Source organism: Virgibacillus tibetensis, from assembly GCF_036026595.1.
Lineage (GTDB): Bacteria > Bacillota > Bacilli > Bacillales > Amphibacillaceae > Virgibacillus_P > Virgibacillus_P tibetensis.
The window spans coordinates 102,664-121,354 of sequence record NZ_JARZFX010000008.1 but is presented as its reverse complement, the minus strand read 5'-3'; the positions used below and the strand labels follow the sequence as shown (position 1 = coordinate 121,354).

Below are 18,691 nucleotides of genomic sequence, written 5' to 3'. Positions count from 1 at the left end.
TTAACCTATTATAATATAATTTTTGTCTATCTAATGGGGTTTATGATCATTTCCAACCATTCTAACATTACCTATCTTTTTCAAGCAGGCTAGCTTTTCTATGGTAGATTTTCTGCAAGTGGAGGCATTTCTTGAACACGCAGTGAATAGTAGTGGGTAGTTGATGTATTTAGTATACTGCTGTTTTCCTTATAAGGCAAAGCGACTTTACCATGTGAAAATGAAGTTTCTAAACGATTCTAAACTCTACTTTTGGATTTCAGAGCAGTGATTAAGAGTATTTTTTAAAATTTAACGTAAATCATAATAGAAAAAACAATTTTTATCAAATTAATATTTTTTTAGGAAGCCATCCATTAATCAAACAAACGATTATTGAACGGCTCAGCAACCTAATAAAGTTTTTGCAGCACCTTCAGATATAATTTCTGAGGTTCCGGATCTGAAAAGTAGAATATTAGAGAGAGTTTCATCTTATAACTTGAATCGGAATCTGCAATTCATTAATTCTTGAACCGTCTTTGGCACTTTCTTCAAACAAAATCACTCTTCCTGAATAGTTAGCTACTTCATCAAATTCAATAATTATCTCAAATTCTCCCCATTCAGGAGCTCCTACTGTTGCTGTGGTGAAACCTTCGTCCAGAATAAAGTGGCCATCTTCAAATTCATAAAGGATAGTCCCTTCATAGACCTTGGCCAATCCACTTACCACTACACGATCCTTCACTTTCGTGTTTGGCGCTGGTTGAAAAATCTGAAAAGCATCATTTTGCAAAACAATTTCCCGATATTCTTTTTCCTGAATCCATGGATAGCTTTCAGGATTATTAGCAACGATTGGATCAGCGGTATATAAATGATCAAGCAATGATTCGACAACTTTTCCTTCGACTAATAGTTGTGTTTGTTCAAATCCGAATTGCTGCATAATCATAGCGATCTGTTCCACTAACATTAATTCACCACTGGAACCTAAGTTGCTAATTTGAATCTCCTTAGAGAAACTAACATGTGCAATACCATCGATATCTTCAACATATTCTATACTTACTTCTGGATTAATTAATCCTGTTAATTCTTCATGTTCTGGTCCTTTAATCCATGCTTCTAGTGCAACCTTGGCTAAATGTTCGTCGACGTCTGCGTTAATTTCTTTTTCAATTCTGTAATTACCCAATAAGTCATTATCAGAGAAGAAAAGGACAATTTGATGTGTTCTATATTTTCCTTCCGTAACTTTCTCATCATTATTCTGTTCTTCCTGTTTGTCGTCTTGTTCTGGCTCTTGTTCTAGGTCTTCTTCCTGAAAATTTGGCTGGGTAGTTTCTTTCTCTTCATTTGTACGATTCACCTCATCAGCGTCCGGTTCCGTTGTATTATTCGTACAAGCAGTTAAAATAACAAGGGTTCCAAATAGAATGATTAGCTTAAAGGTCATTATTTTTTTCATCATAATAACCTCCCTCCTGTGGGAATAAGTCTTACTACTACTATAGTCGCCATTTGTAACAAAGTTGCAACATTTCATAAACTTATCCAATAAACAGGTACTAATTTAAGCGTATGCCAACAGTATTTTCTTTATGGTTAGCTGAACAGCCCGTCATTTATGCGGGACAAAGGCGCAAGCGCCCGTTTAGGGACGTACGGACTGGACTGAACCGCAGGAGATAAAGGAAACACGGCGACCGGAGGTAGCCGATGTTGACTTATCGTACGGAGATGAAGGAAGTCTCGCTAGTCCCTGGGTGCTGGAGCCGGACGTGGCTGTTTAAGTGTAAGAATTAATTGCAGCCAAAATTTTATACTTTCCTATTGCGGGACAAATAAAATGAGCCCCACCACCAGGTTAAGTGGTACGACTCTTCCTATTATCTTTCCTGTTCCTTATTTACTGTTCACATTTGTGCAAATTGCCAAAAAACAACTACAAAAATAAATAGTAATGATACTACAACAGTAACCAGTACAATTTTATTACTGTTCACGGTGATCCCTCCTATTCATTTTAATACGTATTCCTTTAACAGATCTAAAGATTTAGTTATATATATGATTACTTATATCATCCGTAGTACTGCAATTTACTGAATAGTGCAGTACGAATGGTGAAAACGAAAGCTAAATAACGTTCTCCCAGGCACCTGACTTTCTTCTTTGATTAGATAAAGTTTATAATGTAGTAAGTAGAAGGGAGTGAAACCCAAATGAAGAAAACCATCCGAATGTTAAACATAGAGGATTATACCCATCTGGAAGCGATGAATACAGGGATTGAAGACGATTATATTAAACATATATTCAGCAGACTCATTTCAGGTTATAATCGTTTATATGGATTATTTATCGATGGACAAATGATCAGTATGGGGGGACACTCTATCTACGCAAAGCGCTATGCAATGTTAGGGAGATTAAGAACAGATCATCAATTTAAGAAAAATGATTATGCAACAGCACTTATGTCATATATGATGGATGAAGCTTTTAAAATAGAAGGAATACAGTGGATTGGTGCCAACACGCAGGAGAGCAATGCAGCAGCAAAGCGTGTTATGGAAAAAATCGGTATGGTCTCACAGTCCGTGTTACATGGTGCTGTCACAAAGGATACATCCACTTTGGAATCAGGATCGCATGTTTGGAAGCAGCTCACTGATCTGCAGCGAAAAAAAGAATGGCTGAACAAAATGTACGTTCAATCATCATCGCCCTTCCCTTACGAATGTTATTATGTTTTCCCAGGATCATCGGATTTGTTTCAAGAACAGGATCTTGAGAAGTGGTCATTTCATGAAAACGAAGCACAGAACCGTTTTCTAATTACAAAAAAAGACAGTAAAAAACATCATTATTTACATGCTATCTACCCTTGGAATGACATCACCTCACAGCATGGATTGTGGGAAACGATATCCAGCGAATATCAGAAGTTAAAAATGCAAACAGAAGGTGAAACATATATATGGATGGATTTAACAAAAGAGGAAGCAGGATTACTTCCTGGAGATCACCAGTTCGAACTGCCATCACCATGGGTTTTATATGGGATCGAGAGAACAAAATATCAAAAGTTAACACGTTCTAGGCAAAATAAGTTATAATTAGTTATATATGCAATCAAATTTTTATAGATATTGATATTGGTCACTAAATTTGTTATAATAAGTTGGTTTTAACATTTAAGAGGGGGAACTTTTTTTGTCAATTGAAGTAGGCAGTAAAGTACAAGGTAAAGTAACAGGAATCACTAATTTCGGAGCATTCGTCGAATTACCAGGTGGTACAACTGGTCTCGTACACATCAGTGAGGTAGCTGACAGCTATGTTAAAGATGTTAACGACCACCTTAAATTAGGGGATGAAATTGAAGTAAAAGTCATTAATGAAAAAGACGGAAAAGTTGCCTTGTCCATCAAAAAAACAATCGAAAGACCTGAAGGACAACGACCAACACGCCAGGGAAGAGATAGTAGGAACTCCAAAGATTCTCGATCAAGAACCAGCTTCAAACCCAAAGAAACCTTTGAAGATAAAATGGCTAATTTTCTAAAAGCAAGTGAAGAAAACCTATCTACCCTTAAACGCAGTACGGATACTAAACGTGGCGGTAGAGGCGGAAGACGCGGATAACCTATTATTCATCAAATAGATAAAGGCAAGCCTGATTTTTAGGCTTGCCTTCTTTATTTAATGGATAAATTCAATCAATATACAGTAACATTACAATCACGTTGTTTGTTGATAATCATTAAACGCTTTATTTACTTTTTCACGCCCCTCGTTAATTCCGGGGTGGAATTGAATCGATGCCTTTTCACGTGTTTCCTTGACCTCGTTCAATGCTTCATGAACTTTATCGTTTATGTCCGCTAAATCCTTAATCCGATGTTTTACAATAGACAAGCCAGCTAATTTCCCTTGTGCTCTGGCTACTTTTGCGCTTTCGATTCCAGTAATATTTCCAGCTACAAACATCCCATTAACTGGTGTTTCCATTTGTTCATTATGAACCGGAATATGCCCGCCAAGCTCCTCAATATATTGGAATGGACAGCCGATCACAGAAGCTAGCTCCGCGAGTGGATAAAGCCCACCAGCTATACAGACAAAGTCAACTTCAACTGTTTTTTCACTTCCTGGAACAGGTTCGCCATCTGGAGTGACATTACAAATAGTAACGGATTCTACTTGCTCTGTTCCGTTAATACTAACAATGGCTTTTCGAATGTGGATTGGCATTCCCCACATTTTCACGCCACCTTTTGGATAAAATTTAACAGCAATATCCCTCACCCAGGCAGCTTTCGCAAACTTACTGCCAAATCGAAGAAATGGCGATGGAGCAAGATGAGCGATCCGTACTAAACCATCCATCACCTTTTTAGGATCACTTTCATTTTTTGTAACCGAGTTTGCAGCAGGTAAAGCCATGCTGTGCAATTCTACGCCAGCAATTTGAAGCTCCCGAGCAATTGCTGCTGACAGTACGTTAACTCCAGCAACAATCCCCTTTTTACCAACACGAACCCGGTGTACATTTGTCATGACTTGAGCAGCACCAATCGACATAACTCCTGGAAGTGTCCAACCTGGAATAGGGGCGGCTGTTTCTGCAGCGCCACTTGCTATTAAAAGGTTTTCTCCATAAAACATACCTTTGTTTGTATGCACAGAGAAGCCATTACTTGTTTTCTCAACGTTATGCACAGAAGTTCCACATTGAATCTCCGTATTATATTCCTTCGCTTTATCAAGTAAATTTTTAGTTTCTTCTATACCATTCCACCATTCGCCGGAAGGTTCCTGGTGAAGCTGACCAAGCAGCCTGCCTCCAGGCTTTGGAAATTCATCAATTACGATAACATGCAAATCCCACTCCCGACACGCAATTGCTGCTGATAATCCTGCAGGACCAGCACCTATGATGACCACATCATACATGGGAATCGTCCTCCTTACTGCCCTTAGCTTTTTCATTAAACTCTGCATATGTTCGAGGCATGTCGTCTGGATTTGATTGGTCAAATGGTACCGGCTCAGCTTTTCCACTTTCAATTACCATGGCAGCCTTGACCTCTGTCAGGCAGGCCCGAACTCCCGCCGCTTCATCAACTGTCACACGGCACTCGAAGCAATGACCAATATTACAATAGATTCCACGTGGTGTTTTCGATTCTTCGTGAACACGTAATTTACGGACGCCATTTGCAAGGAGTGCCGATGCAATAGTATCTCCTTCATATGCTTTATATGTCTTTCCATCAAATGTAAATTCAATCTCTGTTTGGTCTGATAGCTTTCCAAGAACAGGATGATCTAGTATCCGATTATTCATGACTGTTTTTGCCCTCCTAAAACTGATAATGTTACTGGTCTGACAGGAGGTTGGACCTTTAACGGCATATCATCTCCTGGAACTTCTCCTGTTACTTCTTGTAATACAGTATCTAAAGCAGGTCTACATGTCCGCCCTCCGCAATAACCCATTCCAGCTCTCTTGCGAAGTTTTACTTCACGGGCAGAGCAGTGATGTTTTTCGGCTGTATTTTTGATATCTTCTAATGTTACTTCTTCACATCTACAGATAATTACTTTATCCATAAGACAACTACCTCCTTGTACAAAATCAAAATAATAAAAAATTTAACGCTTTCATAACTATGTAAAAAATATTGACACAATCTATAAAACTATTCTAACATAGATGATAGAATTGATAGTACATTAAAATAACGAATTTTGCCAGACTATGTTTCTTTATAGAATAAATGTCTTTGCGAAAAAAGGAGATAATGCGTTATGACGGTTAAAAATCATTCAGAAGTAGCAATTATTGGTGGCGGCATTGTCGGTTGTTCCATTGCCTATTATCTTGCAAAATCAGGAATAGATTGTATACTCATTGAAAAAAATGATATTGCAAGCGGCACATCTTCTAAATGTGATGGAAATGTGACCATCGTTGATAAAGATCCTGGTTTTGACAGCCAGATGTCCATGGTAAGTCAGGAATTAATAGCAGATCTGCAGCATGAGCTCGACCTTCCCTTCGAATACCGTGCACTTGGCAGTATTCTTGTCTGTGACAATGAAGACGAAGCAGAAGCAGCAAAAAAATGGGTGGACACTCAAAATGAAGGTGGTTTGAAGTTTAACTTCCTTAGTAATGCGGACATACGTCAGGAATCGCCTTATTTCGCACATGATATTCCTGGTGGGCTGGAAAGTGAAACTGATTCACTCATAAACCCGTACTTATTTTGCTATTCACTCATTGACAAGGCGAAGCAATATGGATTGAAGTTACAAACCCAGGCTGAGGTCACAGGGCTTTCAAAAAAAGAAGACTTTACTATCGAAACAACAAATGGAACATTTACCGCAAAAAAGGTAGTTAACGCAGCTGGGGTATGGGCTCCTTTTATTGGAAAAATGCTGGATCTTGATATCCCGATTATTCCTAGAAAAGGACATATTATGGTTGGAGCAAGACAAAAACCAATCATGATGCGTAATGTTATGGAATTTGGCTATTTAATGAATAAATTTGGCCGTGCCCGTCAAGTAGACGAACTAACCGAAAAACACGGTGTAGCTCTTGTACTTGAGCCTACAGAAAGCCAAAACTTCTTACTTGGAAGCAGCCGTCAATTTGTCGGATATGATGGCAGTGTCGACATGAACGTGGTTAATACAATGGCTAAGAGAGCCATGCGATTCTTCCCTGCTTTGAATGATTTTAATATGATCCGTACATATACCGGATTCAGACCTTACACAGATGATCATTTACCAATTGTTTCCGCTGTAGATGAAGTACCAGGTTTCTATATCGCAGCAGGTCATGAGGGTGATGGAATTAGTTTAGCAACAGTGACTGGAAAACTAATAGAAGATTTAATTCTTGAGAAAACAGAAACGATTATTCCTGGTGAATCGTTACGATTTGACCGTTTTAAGAAAGTACAAGTTTAAGGTCAGCAGATAAATAATACAAAAGCGGCCGTCTTATTCCTTCGCACGCTGTAATGGGACTTACTATAAGGCGGTTCAATTTTGGTGTGTTCAATAGTAATAGGTCACAATAAAGGAATAGACAATTGTTAATTTGACGAAAAATATCAGTTCATTTATGATGTAACAGGTGATCTGCTAAAAGTAACGAAGTAAGGCATACTAACAAAAACAGACAACTTGGAGGAACTTATGTTTAAAATATTAAAAATTGGTAGCGCTTTTATCGGGATCATCGTCGGAGCAGGATTCGCTTCGGGGCAGGAAGTTTTACAATATTTCACGAGTTTTGGTCACATGGGTACCATTGCAGCAATTGTTGCAACAGCATTATTCGCATACCTTGGTATGACACTAACGTGGCTTGGGAGCCGCATGCAAACAATTTCTCATAAAGATGCTATCTATAAAATAAGTGGACGCTATCTTGGAATTGTAGTTGACGGAATCATTGTATTTACGTTATTTGGTGTCGGTGTAGTAATGATCGCAGGTGCTGGATCCATCCTGAATCAACAGTTTGGATTAAGTCCCTTTATTGGAAGTATGATTTTGACAGTTTTAATTATTTTAACGGTGATGCTTAATGTACAAAGGATTATTGCAATAATAGGAAGTATCACACCAGTTCTTGTACTTGTATTAATTATGATCGGAGTCTATAGCTTGTTCACTATGGACATGTCATTCTCTGAGCTTGATCCAATTGCAAAAGAGCAGGAATCTTCGTTACCACATTGGTTCATTTCAGCAGTCAATTATGTGTCATTTAATATCGCAGTAGGGGCCGCTATGGCGCTTGTGATGGGTGGAACTGTGAAAAATGAAAAGATAGCTGCAGCCAGTGGCTTAGTTGGAGGACTTGGAATTGGGATCCTTATCATTCTTAGTCACCTTGCAATCTTCTCTAAAGTAAACGTAGTGGCAAACTTTGATATGCCAATGTTGAAAATTGTTGATGATATTTCACCCGTTCTAGCCATTTTAATGTCCCTGGTCCTATTCGGGATGATCTTTAATACTGGTGTCAGCATGATCTACGCATTTATTGCCCGTTTTGTTGAAAGAAACACGAAGAAGTTTAACTACGCTACCCTTATAACAGGTGTAGTTGCATTCTTTGCAAGTTTTGCGGGTTTCACAAAGCTCGTTGCATTCTTTTATCCGCTAATCGGATATATTGGTTTGTTTCTTATCGGAGCCCTTATCTATGCACCGTTTAAACTTGCCAAAGATAAAAGAGATGCCCAAAAAGCTACAGGGAACTAGCCAGATTAGAAAAAGAAAAGATTATCCCAAAACGCTTGGATTCAATTCTCATATAAGAGAATTGAATCCAAGCGTTTTAGTTTATATTCTGTGGTCCTTCTAAAATATCTCCTGTTTATTTTAATACACAAAATTAGGAATCAATTTTGTGAAAATGGACAGGATATTTTCTAATAGAGTAAATTAAAGGAGGCTTTTGACTCATGTCTGAAGAAAATAAAAACCGTAATAAAGATAAAAATAAACAAAATAATAAAATTTCCCATAACAGAGAACGAAATAATGCGGAGTTTGGTGTGGAAAATGAATTCAAGGATTTAATTAATAATCGACCGAACCGCAGGAATAACCAAAAGGAAAAATAGTAAAGGCTGTCTCCATGACAGCCTTTACTTAATAGTAGAATAAAATAGGTTCTATAATATTCCGTTATTATTTTGTTGTGCTTCCTGTATATCTTGCCGGGTATCATGCAGTTGCTCATAGGCCTGTTGAAATTGAGAATTCTCTGTTGCTGCTGTTCCTTCCAGGTCTTTCGTTTGCTGCAGCTCCTTTTCTGCCTGCTGAAGCTGTTCCTGCGCTTGGAGCAGGAGTTGCGGATCTGACCCTTGTGCCAATCTAACAGCCTCTTGCGCCTCGGCTATATGTTGACTAATTTGCTGTAATTTCCCGTGTAAGTTAGTTTGTTCCATAGGTTTCTCTCCATTCGTGAAAATCTATAGATATTATTCCTAATATCTTTTGGATTATGTATTCTTAACAAATTATTCACCGCCCCATGTATGTTATCAACGTACTTAATACAATTCTCTTGAATAAAAGTCCTATTTATTTCTCATCCTATAGCTTGAGGTGAGCTAATGTTAAATCGTTCCATACTAACAGCATTAATAGGGATAGGTGCTGCTCAATTTTTAAAGATACCATTGAATTATTTGGATAAAGGCAAATGGGATTTGTCAAGGATCGTTGGTACTGGTGGTATGCCCAGCTCTCATTCATCAGCTGTCGCAGCACTTACCACGTATGTAGCTCTGAAGAAAGGCGTACCTTCGATAGATTTCGGTGTCAGCACGATTTTTAGTTTGATTGTCGTATACGATGCTATGGGTATTCGTAGGCAGGCAGGAGAAATTGCAATGGAAGTAAACGAATTAAATGTACAGTTAGAGAAACTGTCCGACGAACATCCTGGTATCTATCACAAAAAAAGAAAAGAAAAATTAGAAGAGCTGCTTGGACATTTGCCAATCGAGGTAGCTGGTGGTGCGGTGTTAGGTGCAGCAATCGGAGTTGTCAGTTACTTGAAAGAAAAAGAGTAGCACAATGTAGTTGTGACTGAATCTGTAAGAGGTTGGGACAAAAGAGGAATTATTCAGGAAAATCCGAACATTAACGCCTGAGCAAATGTAACGCTTCGATTGTTCGGATTCTCATTCTTCCCATTTAGTTATGTCCCAGCCTCTACCTCTTATCTATTTGCCACATGTTACCTTGTCTGGTCTTCCACTGTAATACTACCGTTATCTGTACTTAATTTAATAATATTATCACCATTACCAACCAACGTATCCCAATTGGATGATCCGAATATAGAGGTTTTTCCATTTCCCACTCTTACATCAAATAATGCGTTTGTTGGCTCTTGTTCCGTTTGTATTTTAATACTTCCATTATCAGTTTCGAAGTCAATTGAACGGTCTAAATCTTTCGTTGTAAGTGATATTGATCCATTATCTGTTTTCCCGGTAATTGCGCCTTCAACCTGATCAAGCACTATTTTTCCATTGTTTGACTTTACATGCAGCGTGTCAGTAGTAATATTATCCATCGTTATGCGCCCATTTTTTGTTACTGCATCTATATTTTTAATAGTAACTTGTTGAGTTTCTAAGCTCCCATTATCAATAGCAACATGTAATGTTTCGTATACTGCTTCTGGTAAATAAACCTTTAATGTTACTGAACCAGTAAAGAAATTAAAATTGAATAATTTGTTGTTTTGGTTAACAGTTTGAATGAATAATGTATTCCCGTTTTGTTCAACAGACAATTTTTCTTTATTATTTTTAATACCTTCTCCTGTAAGTTCTACCCTGGTCGTGGAGCCTTCCGCAGACATAATTTCCACTTTCCCATTGTTTGCTTGGACTTCAACTGCAGTAATCGTTGTACTATCAATTTCTTTCGCTTCAGCAACAGATACAGGTTCATTTAGGTTAAAAATGAGTATGCTTCCGATGCCCCCCACTAGAATGAGCAGAATTGCAATAAGCGCAATTTTTTTTACATTACTCATGTTTCAGACCTCCTTTCACAAGTTTTGCATTAAAGTTTAAATAGCGAATAAATCCATTGGAAACAGCCCGTGTTGCAAATAGCATACCAATTGCAATTAATAGTCCAAGCCCTGTCAGGGCAATCGAAAAGAATAAATCAAAAAACTGAAATGTCCCCGGATAGAGTACAAGGTCAATTAAAACCAGCAGGGGTGAAATAATAAATGCAACACCAGATACCCAACCTGCAAAAATAACGGATACTAGTGCAATAAATGGTCCAAGCACAATAACTAAGTTAAAAAATCCCAAACCTATAACTGCCCACATTGCCCGCAGGATATTACCTGCTGTAGAAGTATCCTCCACCTTTTCCAAATAATGTGCAGCCATTAATTCTTTCGCAATATGATTGGGTGACCCAAGTGAATCCGAAATTTCCTCTTCTGTTTTCCCCTCCACCCTGCCTATCTCAAAGTGCTCCTGGAAATCTTGTAATATATCCTTTCGTTCTTCAGATGATAGGCTTTTTAATGACAGGTTTAGTTTTTTAAAAAACTGATCTTTATTCATCGTTTACACCTTCCTTTATTAAATGATTAACACCGTTAGAAAATTCCCGCCACTCATCAGATAGCACGTGAAGATATTCACTGCCTTTAACAGTAAGCTTATAATATTTACGAGATGGTCCCTCTGTTGATTCCTGTAAATAGGTTGTAACGAAATCTTCTTTCTTCAACCTTCTTAACAGCGGATAAACCGATCCCTCTGAGATGGCAATCTGGTCGGAAATCGTTTGAACAAGTTCATATCCATACCGATCCTGCTTATCCAGTAATGCAAGAACACACAGTTCTAATGCGCCTTTTTTAAATTGTATATTCACGATTTGATCACCTTCATTCTTCATTTTCACTATTATATTATGAACAGTACTATAATATTACAAGTACCTTATTAATGTTACTTTATCATAAACTACTGTTTAATGCAAGGTACTGTAAAAATAGAAAATCATACGCAGAAAAAGAACCCACCTGTTCTTGTACGTATGACCTTCTATAGATTATCATTTTCTTCTAGAATCCATAATATTCTCCTAGGAAAAGACTATAACGGTAATAAGAAATTGAGCTCTCATTATGTGTAATTATAATAAGATGAGGTTTAGACCTAGAGTGAACCCGTGGCTCCAAGGAGATCTTCATTAAATGTTTAAATGATGGCCTTACTACTAAATTTGTCAAATAGGCTGATTGTGAAGCTCCCGGTTTTCTTGCACGATTTAATGTTTCGATGATTTGATCAGCGCTGGCTATTCCAATCCCATGCCCGAAATAAGTGTCTTCTCCCAACACAACAGCATTTTCCCCTCTCCAATGCGAAACGCGTGGATCAACCTCGGGATTCATGAAATAGACAACATCCCCTGGAAGAAAATAGGTTGAGTATGTAGAATCTATTCCAAGATCAGGATCTGTATGCCAGCTGTATATGTAGATATTTTGAAATAATTGATTAAATGAGGTCTCGCCAATTACTTGAAGAACTGCATGATAGTAAATGATGACCTTAGCACCTGCACATTCAAATGCATATAGAGAGCTATTTATGAAAATATCGTTAATTGCTTCAGATGGTTTAACACCTTCCTGCAGTTGAAATCCTCCAAATTCTGTCAAATGCCAGTAAAGAGGATTACAACGGGATAAAGCAAATGTTGCAAACTGAGCATCACTCTGATTCATTAATCTTGCACTTAACATAATATGCTCTCGCAACTTAACTTCAAACAACAATTCTTCTGCAGATTGGTATGAATAAACAACCGGGGAATCCTGCATCACCTGAATAATTCTATATTCCGTACTATCAGTTGGCCCCATATCACTTGAATCAAAAGGTTTTCCTGCTATCTCAATCATGCTGCACCCTCTTTCTATTTTCAGAAGAAGTTGTTCAGTGATATTATAGTCTATTCCAACATTCAGGAAACTTGTTAAAAAGTTTTAAGCGCTACTGATTTGCCATACTCAGTAGCGCTCAGTACCAGGTAGATCCAGGAGTTGCTCACGCCAATAAGAGGTCAGTTACTCGCTGTCTCGTACCTTATATGATTAAATTAATGGAATTTATGTTATTTTGTCGCTTTATCAAGTATTTCTAAATTATAGTTCATTAGAGAAATATAATCCTCCTTATTAGCCAGATCCTCCTCCGTTAACACAGTTATATTGTGAATAATTAACGTCTCTGCTCCAATTTGTTCCTGAATAATTTCTGATAATCGATTTGTACTATTTTGTTCATACAGAATATAGCTTAGATCATATTCTTTCGCCTTTTTAACTACTTGAGTAAGATCCTTTTGTGATGGTTCATCACTCGATGATAAACCACTAACTGCTATTTGACGTACTCCATATCTTTCTTCCCAGTATCCAAATGCTGCATGCGGTACAATGATATGTTTATTTTCTTTTGTTTCCAATAGTTCTATATATCTTTCATCCAATGCCATTAATTCCTTTTTTAATTCGTCAAAGTTCTGAGTATACAAGGCTTCTTGCTCAGGATTTAATGCGATTAGTTCTTCCTTAATAATTTCAGATGCTTCCATCATGCGTAGTGGGTCTATCCAAATATGCGGGTCATAATCGCCGTCATGATCATCAATCAAAATGGTTACAACTTCAGACTCAGCAACCGTATTATGATCATCGTCTAAAAAGGCTGCTTTAATCTGTTGACCATGACTAGTAGCTTTACCTTCATATTTATTCGTTTGTTGATCCGATATAGTCTTCCATTCCTCATCTCCAGGCTCTAATGTATGCCAACTCCAATGACCATGAGTGAGTTCTTCACTAGGAATAGCTGTTAGCTGTACAGCCTCCCCCGAATGATAATGTTTTGACATACCTTCAATTTCAACTGCATCTGTGTCTGCACTGGTTTTATCATCATCGTGATGCACTTCTTCTCCATGGGTATCCTCTTCATGATCGCCATGGTCATGCGCTTCCTCTCCATGGGTATCTTCTTCATGATCGCCATGGTCATGCGCTTCCTCTCCATGGGTATCTTCTTCATGATCATCATGGTCATGCGCTTCTTCTCCATGTCCCTCACGGAAAAGTTCTTCATGCTTACCAATTTCAATTAATTTTACTTTCTGTGATGCTAGTGCAGCAGCTGCACTCTGTGCAAAACCTTCCATTCCAGCTCCTAAATAAATGAATGCATCCCCTTTTGCTATAGCTGTCATGTCTTTTGATGTAGGTTCATATGTATGAGCATCTACTCCAGGTGGATATACCGTCTCAACTGAAACAGTGTCTCCTCCAATTTGTTCAACTGCATATTGAAATGGATAAATTGTTGTGTACACTTTAAGCTCTGAATCCTCCATACTGCTAGAAACTTGTTCTGAGGGTGTACATCCCCATAAAATAAGCCCCGCAAAAAATAAAGTGATAATTTTTTTACCTATACTCAATTCTCGTCTTCCTTTCTATATGTCTTTTAAACTATTTTTATCATATCGTAACTATTACGATTTGTAAATAGTAATAGTTACGATTTATTCTTTATTTACTAAAATTGAATAGGATTGGTTCGACAGGTATCACAGTTTGCACCTGAAACTATTGTTATTTCAATAAAAAAAGCACAGTTCCTTAACAGAACTGCACCTGTTATTGGTAAATAATTTATACCTATATTATTCACCAGCTAATCTACAATTACATGTATGCTATGATTAATTACATAAGTAAAAGCAATCGTTTCTACTTTATTAGCTGGTATGATAATTTCAAATTCTATATGGCTTGCATCCCTTTTTCTATATTCATGAGATGTTTCGCTCATCTTCCAATGTTTCCGATAAATGGGATGTGTTATTATCATAGTAGCAGCTTCATCTTTTTGGTTTTTTAATACATATTCGAATTCATAGTATTCATGCTTGCCCTTCTTATACGTATCCGAACCTCTGCTTTCACACACTATGTCAAACGCATCTCCCAGATATAATTTTATATCTTCTTCCTTCGGTGTATGGTTAATGGTGTCCTCGCCGATGAACTCCAGGCTCGCATCCTCTTCATCTTCACTGTATACTTTCATCTTTCCTTTTGGAAAAGGCAAACCCAACTGATTTGCTTTTGTATTAGAAAAATCTATCATTATACGAGCCTTCTCATCTTCAAATCTGTACTCGTAATATCTTTCATAACTAACGTCGGTGGCAGTCAAAAGACTGATTTGTTTTTCCTGTTGGTTTTTTAATGTAGTTTTTCCTTGAAGACTGTATAAGTGGTAATCATTGAAGCTTTTTTCCTCAAATTGGTTCTCCGAATAGACAATAGGACTGTCTGCTAACATCTGTCGCTCATATACAGGATCAAGATCTTTAACACGGTTGACTTCACCTGCAATCAGTTTAAGCCGTGCATTTTCAAAAGTGGTTCCTGAATTATTCGTTAGCAGGACCCATCCGGTAAGATCCAGTGTTTCTTTGCTTAAATGAACCACGTAATTTGCTTCCCATTTCAAACCTCCCGTAGTATAGGTGACATCAATCTCATCTACTTTCTGGGGCTTTACCTTCCAAATGAGAGACGGCTTTGTTATAAGACCTTCCGGCAATTTTGGCAAAATCAATTCTTCTTTTGGATCAATTACAATTTCATTTGTTTTTAAGTTTTCCAGTACTAATCCATGACTAACACTCAATAAACGATACTCCTTTTTAGTATTTTCTTTCTGATCATAAAGGAATACATTCTGGTCAATATACTTTTTCAACAGCTTAGTCTTATCAACCAAATCATAGTCATAGTTAAGCTCCTGGATTTCCAGCCCTTTTATAATAATAGAATCTGTTTCAATCATTTCCGAAACATCCATGTACTGAACGGATTCCTGCCTGTTATAATCCTTAAACGCTCTTTTCTCTTTCACAACCGCAAAGTCTTCATTATACACCGTAAGTGCTAGATCCGAAGTAGTCTTGCTTGTAGACTTAAATACCATCATTATCTCTCCTTGTTAATAAATGTTAGAATCCTCTACATAATGACTTCGTTACTCGAAGATGGAATTCCCTTTATTTCTCCTTGATTATAGTTTAGTTCAAAAGGTATACATAAATCTGTATCTGAATGCAGAAATCTTTTTTAAACAGATGCCAAAGAAAGCAATGTATTATTATAAAATATTCTTATTATATAATTCCACTAAAAAGATAACAATTAATACCGCCAATGAGATGCCATAAAAAATTGATTTAAAGCTGTAACTCAATGTATCCATCGTGCTTACCATAGCAGATCCTAAAACAATCGATAATACTACCACTAGTATTTATTCTGCAAGATCTTTCCTCCCATAACCTTTATCTATATCTATTTTAAAAATACAATATATTACCATTGCCCAGGGAACATCATCCGCTCCATTACAGCTACAATGATTGTAGTTAGGATATTGACAGATAGGATTATCCCCAACAAATTCCGCTTATTATTTGTGTATTTACTTAAAAAAGAGTAAATGATAGGTAGCTCTATTGCTATTGTGAAAAATAAATAGCCAGATAAAACGATATAATAAGGACCAGATGCGAATGCATCATACCAGGCATTTCCCCACCCTCCTGAAACACCAAGGTGTTCTATTGCTCTAAAGAAATATGGAATTATAAATGAAACGAGGTTGGCTATTGCAATGATACCTACTGTTTTTCCACTTAAAGATAAATCCTTTTTTAGTTTCCCTAATACTAAAATTGCAGTTACTTCTATTCCAATTGTTAGAACTATTGCAAAAGGTAATAATTGCTTTGGACTTGAAGTAAGCCATTGCCAAGATGAATTAGCATAAACGGTCTGTTGATAAAAAGCAGTAAGTAAAAGGAAAGTTATCGGGATAATAAGAAATTGTTTTTTCAACTAATGCCCTCCCCTAACTAGTCGTGAAAGAAGTGAAAGATGAACACTATCATCTCCATTCACTTCTATATTAACATATTATACCAATCGCTTGTGCCAGTATTTAAAATTTTCCGACATATAAGCCCGGAGAAAGTTCTGCAAATTTATTCATTTCTTATTTTATACTACTTCATTCTCTTCCAGATAAAACTTTTTCTTAAGAGACTTAATTACTGCTGCTGAAAAGACTAGTGAAGCAGCAAACATTGAAATTGCGGAAACTGCAATTGTTATCCGCAAAGGAATAATATCAGCTGTAATACCGATACCAAGTATAAACAAGACTTGAAACCCTCCTTGAACCAACTGAAAAACACTTGTCACACGACCCATGATCTCAGTCGGGACATTATTTTATAAAATGTTGTAATTCCTGCATTTAAATAAATAGAAAAAAACCTAAGATAATAAACCCAGTTGCAATAGAATAAAATGTCCATGAAAATGCATAAATAATGTAACCAACTAGATAGGGAGGAATTTATTTGGTAATGAAACATAATTATTACAAAAATAGGTTTCGACGACGCACTAAGGGGTTGAATGAGGAATATAAGTGGTGTTGACTTTATGGAAAGTCATCGTCCAGCTTTAAAATCTGCCGCTAATAAACTAGCGTAGAAAACTATTTGCGGCAGATATGTCAGTATGTAGTTTAGTTGTTAAGTTAATAGGAAGGAAATCGTATGTAAAATATAAAAATCAGATAGCAAACCAGTACAGAATGCTGCCCGGTTAAAAGAAGGGTATTTATCTATAACTCTTGTATCATATAGTCTGGTATTGTAACTTCATTCATCATATCAATAAATATACTCACTAAATTCCCATCAAACTGAGTCCAGGAACATCGCTGTAATTCATTGAATGCCTCTTCATAGCTTAATGTACTACTCTTGTAATTACGTTGGTCAATTGTCATTGCATCAAAAGCATCGCAAATAGAAATGATCCGTCCCTGAACCGTAATTTCATCACCTAACAGCCTTCTTGGATAGCCTTTTCCATCCCATCTTTCATGATGATCGCGAATAAATTTTGCCGCTTTGGTAAGACCTAGATGCTTCCGAACAATTACATTCCCTACATGAGAATGACTTTGAATAATCGTGTATTCCAATTCACTTAATCTTTCTGGCTTCAATAATATATTTCTGGATATACCCATTTTGCCTATATCATGTAACAAAGCAGCTACACGTAAGTCCTCGTCATAGCATCCCATTTTTTTGGCTAATGTACTTGCAAGGAACATAACCCGAAGTGAATGATATTTAAATATGTGAATAATCTCATTATCCTGGGCTATTTCATAAAACAGACTTTCCGGGTCACGCCCCAAGCTATCCAATGTACCCTCTTCTATGGTTGAGAACTCCCTTTGTGAATTTTCTTCTTCTATTAAAGAAGATTCCTTTTCAGTCGGAATTTCTTTTCGTTTAAGAGAAAACTTTTTCTCAACCATATTAAATATATCTTTAAACGATCTTTTTTCTTCTCTTTTCTCTGCAATATACGAGGCTATTTTCTGATCTTCTTCATCATAGATCTTATATCCATTTTCTTCCGGTATATAGTGCCCTATACTCGCTTCCATTTCTTCAAACCATTGGTCTACTATATTAGCATTCTTCTCTATAGTAGCAGCTAATTCCTCTAAACTGTATTTAGCCAATAAGTCCCACCCCCTATATATTGTAAAATCACTAAATTAGACATAAAGTAATGATTTTTTTAAAAATTATACCATATAAATTGTATTTTTTCTTGAATTAAGACTACTTATCGGCTCGATGCTTGTTTTAATGAGGCTGGGACATAAAGAACAAGAATCCGAACAATCGGAACTTAGCGTAAGCAAAATACGCAGATTCCTGTGGGAACAGCACGAGCTGAAGATCCACTGTGTGAAGTGCTCTTCTTCACACAGTTAGCTGAAGCCGTGCCCACTAAAAAGCGAAGTATTTTGCCGAAGCGGTACATTTGCTCAGGCGTTAATATTTTGATTTTACTGAATAATCCCTCTCTTGTCCCAACCTCATTTTACTTTTATTACTACAAGCAATTATTCCTTCTTATTTACTCTATTGGTGCCCCAGTGTTAATACGGCAGCACATAAG

Annotated in this window: 19 protein-coding genes and 1 pseudogene; 6 read left to right on the top strand and 14 right to left on the bottom strand. The window is 37.0% G+C overall.

All coding sequences use genetic code 11. The features are described from left to right. Window positions 1-469: 469 nt before the first annotated feature. On the bottom strand, window positions 470-1,456 hold the full coding sequence (locus QGM71_RS15140) for a Gmad2 immunoglobulin-like domain-containing protein (protein ID WP_327608397.1): 987 nt from the start codon (window positions 1,454-1,456) through the stop codon (window positions 470-472). A 754-nt stretch (window positions 1,457-2,210) separates the two neighbouring features. Here QGM71_RS15140 and QGM71_RS15135 point away from each other — a divergent pair. Both QGM71_RS15135 and QGM71_RS15130 read left to right on the top strand, forming a co-directional pair. Then, window positions 2,211-3,107, top strand: coding sequence for a GNAT family N-acetyltransferase (locus tag QGM71_RS15135; RefSeq protein WP_327608396.1), 897 nt, complete (start codon window positions 2,211-2,213; stop codon window positions 3,105-3,107). 97 nt (window positions 3,108-3,204) lie between these two features. Then, window positions 3,205-3,636, top strand: coding sequence for a S1 domain-containing RNA-binding protein (locus tag QGM71_RS15130; RefSeq protein WP_327608395.1), 432 nt, complete (start codon window positions 3,205-3,207; stop codon window positions 3,634-3,636). Window positions 3,637-3,732: 96 nt separating this feature from the next. On the opposite strand, the gene QGM71_RS15125 is transcribed toward QGM71_RS15130, so the two are convergent. From QGM71_RS15125 to QGM71_RS15115, 3 genes and pseudogenes are all read right to left on the bottom strand, one after another. Next, the gene (locus tag QGM71_RS15125) at window positions 3,733-4,947 is read right to left on the bottom strand and encodes an NAD(P)/FAD-dependent oxidoreductase (protein ID WP_327608394.1); all 1,215 of its coding nucleotides are present in this window, start codon (window positions 4,945-4,947) and stop codon (window positions 3,733-3,735) included. Window positions 4,948-5,038: 91 nt separating this feature from the next. Then, window positions 5,039-5,341: pseudogene (locus tag QGM71_RS15120) on the bottom strand ((2Fe-2S)-binding protein); the annotation flags it as partial. Beyond that, window positions 5,338-5,607 (bottom strand): (2Fe-2S)-binding protein, encoded by a 270-nt coding sequence (locus QGM71_RS15115; RefSeq protein WP_327608393.1) that lies wholly within the window; start codon window positions 5,605-5,607, stop codon window positions 5,338-5,340. The gene QGM71_RS15115 and the pseudogene QGM71_RS15120, both read right to left, overlap by 4 nt. A gap of 198 nt (window positions 5,608-5,805) precedes the next feature. On the opposite strand from QGM71_RS15115, the gene QGM71_RS15110 reads away from it, so the two are divergent. The 3 genes from QGM71_RS15110 (at window position 5,806) to QGM71_RS15100 (ending at window position 8,654) form a co-directional block, all read left to right on the top strand. Then, a complete protein-coding gene (locus QGM71_RS15110) occupies window positions 5,806-6,981 on the top strand; it encodes an NAD(P)/FAD-dependent oxidoreductase (protein WP_327608392.1) in 1,176 nt (391 codons plus the stop codon). Between the two features lie 231 nt (window positions 6,982-7,212). Beyond that, window positions 7,213-8,289: a YkvI family membrane protein gene (locus QGM71_RS15105; RefSeq protein WP_327608391.1), complete on the top strand. Its 1,077-nt coding sequence runs from the start codon at window positions 7,213-7,215 to the stop codon at window positions 8,287-8,289. Window positions 8,290-8,492: 203 nt separating this feature from the next. After that, window positions 8,493-8,654, top strand: a complete 162-nt coding sequence (locus tag QGM71_RS15100; RefSeq protein ID WP_327608390.1) for a hypothetical protein — start codon at window positions 8,493-8,495, stop codon at window positions 8,652-8,654. A gap of 51 nt (window positions 8,655-8,705) precedes the next feature. Here the strand turns inward: QGM71_RS15100 and QGM71_RS15095 are convergent, their stop codons facing one another. Next, window positions 8,706-8,981 (bottom strand): hypothetical protein, encoded by a 276-nt coding sequence (locus QGM71_RS15095; protein ID WP_327608389.1) that lies wholly within the window; start codon window positions 8,979-8,981, stop codon window positions 8,706-8,708. A 168-nt stretch (window positions 8,982-9,149) separates the two neighbouring features. Here QGM71_RS15095 and QGM71_RS15090 point away from each other — a divergent pair, with 168 nt between their 5' ends. Then, window positions 9,150-9,611, top strand: coding sequence for a divergent PAP2 family protein (locus tag QGM71_RS15090; RefSeq protein WP_327608388.1), 462 nt, complete (start codon window positions 9,150-9,152; stop codon window positions 9,609-9,611). A gap of 167 nt (window positions 9,612-9,778) precedes the next feature. Here the strand turns inward: QGM71_RS15090 and QGM71_RS15085 are convergent, their stop codons facing one another. From QGM71_RS15085 to QGM71_RS15045, 9 genes are all read right to left on the bottom strand, one after another. Beyond that, on the bottom strand, window positions 9,779-10,588 hold the full coding sequence (locus QGM71_RS15085; protein WP_327608387.1) for a DUF4097 family beta strand repeat-containing protein: 810 nt from the start codon (window positions 10,586-10,588) through the stop codon (window positions 9,779-9,781). After that, on the bottom strand, window positions 10,581-11,141 hold the full coding sequence (locus tag QGM71_RS15080) for an HAAS signaling domain-containing protein (protein WP_327608386.1): 561 nt from the start codon (window positions 11,139-11,141) through the stop codon (window positions 10,581-10,583). Before QGM71_RS15080 ends, QGM71_RS15085 begins: the two co-directional genes overlap by 8 nt. Beyond that, complete coding sequence (locus tag QGM71_RS15075; RefSeq protein WP_327608385.1) at window positions 11,134-11,457, bottom strand: PadR family transcriptional regulator; 324 nt, start codon at window positions 11,455-11,457, stop codon at window positions 11,134-11,136. Before QGM71_RS15075 ends, QGM71_RS15080 begins: the two co-directional genes overlap by 8 nt. 193 nt (window positions 11,458-11,650) lie before the next feature. Continuing rightward, window positions 11,651-12,496 carry a protein-glutamine gamma-glutamyltransferase gene (locus QGM71_RS15070; protein WP_327608384.1) on the bottom strand — a complete coding sequence of 282 codons (846 nt, stop codon included), beginning with the start codon at window positions 12,494-12,496 and terminating at the stop codon, window positions 11,651-11,653. Window positions 12,497-12,708: 212 nt separating this feature from the next. After that, window positions 12,709-14,070, bottom strand: coding sequence for a metal ABC transporter solute-binding protein, Zn/Mn family (locus QGM71_RS15065; RefSeq protein ID WP_327608383.1), 1,362 nt, complete (start codon window positions 14,068-14,070; stop codon window positions 12,709-12,711). Between the two features lie 236 nt (window positions 14,071-14,306). Then, a complete protein-coding gene (locus QGM71_RS15060; protein WP_327608382.1) occupies window positions 14,307-15,611 on the bottom strand; it encodes a DUF4139 domain-containing protein in 1,305 nt (434 codons plus the stop codon). Between the two features lie 392 nt (window positions 15,612-16,003). Continuing rightward, complete coding sequence (locus tag QGM71_RS15055; RefSeq protein ID WP_327608381.1) at window positions 16,004-16,528, bottom strand: hypothetical protein; 525 nt, start codon at window positions 16,526-16,528, stop codon at window positions 16,004-16,006. A gap of 162 nt (window positions 16,529-16,690) precedes the next feature. After that, window positions 16,691-16,852 (bottom strand): hypothetical protein, encoded by a 162-nt coding sequence (locus QGM71_RS15050; RefSeq protein ID WP_327608380.1) that lies wholly within the window; start codon window positions 16,850-16,852, stop codon window positions 16,691-16,693. Between the two features lie 472 nt (window positions 16,853-17,324). Beyond that, window positions 17,325-18,245, bottom strand: a complete 921-nt coding sequence (locus tag QGM71_RS15045; protein WP_327608379.1) for an HD-GYP domain-containing protein — start codon at window positions 18,243-18,245, stop codon at window positions 17,325-17,327. Between the last annotated feature and the right edge of the window lie 446 nt (window positions 18,246-18,691).

What these genes read in the sequence shown, in the direction of transcription:
- QGM71_RS15140 (WP_327608397.1), bottom strand. Translation starts at nt 1,456, where the DNA reads ATGATGAAAAAAATAATGACCTTTAAGCTAATCATTCTATTTGGAACC.
- QGM71_RS15135 (WP_327608396.1), top strand. Translation starts at nt 2,211, where the DNA reads ATGAAGAAAACCATCCGAATGTTAAACATAGAGGATTATACCCATCTG.
- QGM71_RS15125 (WP_327608394.1), bottom strand. Translation starts at nt 4,947, where the DNA reads ATGTATGATGTGGTCATCATAGGTGCTGGTCCTGCAGGATTATCAGCA.
- QGM71_RS15115 (WP_327608393.1), bottom strand. Translation starts at nt 5,607, where the DNA reads ATGGATAAAGTAATTATCTGTAGATGTGAAGAAGTAACATTAGAAGAT.
- QGM71_RS15110 (WP_327608392.1), top strand. Translation starts at nt 5,806, where the DNA reads ATGACGGTTAAAAATCATTCAGAAGTAGCAATTATTGGTGGCGGCATT.
- QGM71_RS15105 (WP_327608391.1), top strand. Translation starts at nt 7,213, where the DNA reads ATGTTTAAAATATTAAAAATTGGTAGCGCTTTTATCGGGATCATCGTC.
- QGM71_RS15100 (WP_327608390.1), top strand. Translation starts at nt 8,493, where the DNA reads ATGTCTGAAGAAAATAAAAACCGTAATAAAGATAAAAATAAACAAAAT.
- QGM71_RS15095 (WP_327608389.1), bottom strand. Translation starts at nt 8,981, where the DNA reads ATGGAACAAACTAACTTACACGGGAAATTACAGCAAATTAGTCAACAT.
- QGM71_RS15090 (WP_327608388.1), top strand. Translation starts at nt 9,150, where the DNA reads ATGTTAAATCGTTCCATACTAACAGCATTAATAGGGATAGGTGCTGCT.
- QGM71_RS15085 (WP_327608387.1), bottom strand. Translation starts at nt 10,588, where the DNA reads ATGAGTAATGTAAAAAAAATTGCGCTTATTGCAATTCTGCTCATTCTA.
- QGM71_RS15080 (WP_327608386.1), bottom strand. Translation starts at nt 11,141, where the DNA reads ATGAATAAAGATCAGTTTTTTAAAAAACTAAACCTGTCATTAAAAAGC.
- QGM71_RS15070 (WP_327608384.1), bottom strand. Translation starts at nt 12,496, where the DNA reads ATGATTGAGATAGCAGGAAAACCTTTTGATTCAAGTGATATGGGGCCA.
- QGM71_RS15060 (WP_327608382.1), bottom strand. Translation starts at nt 15,611, where the DNA reads ATGGTATTTAAGTCTACAAGCAAGACTACTTCGGATCTAGCACTTACG.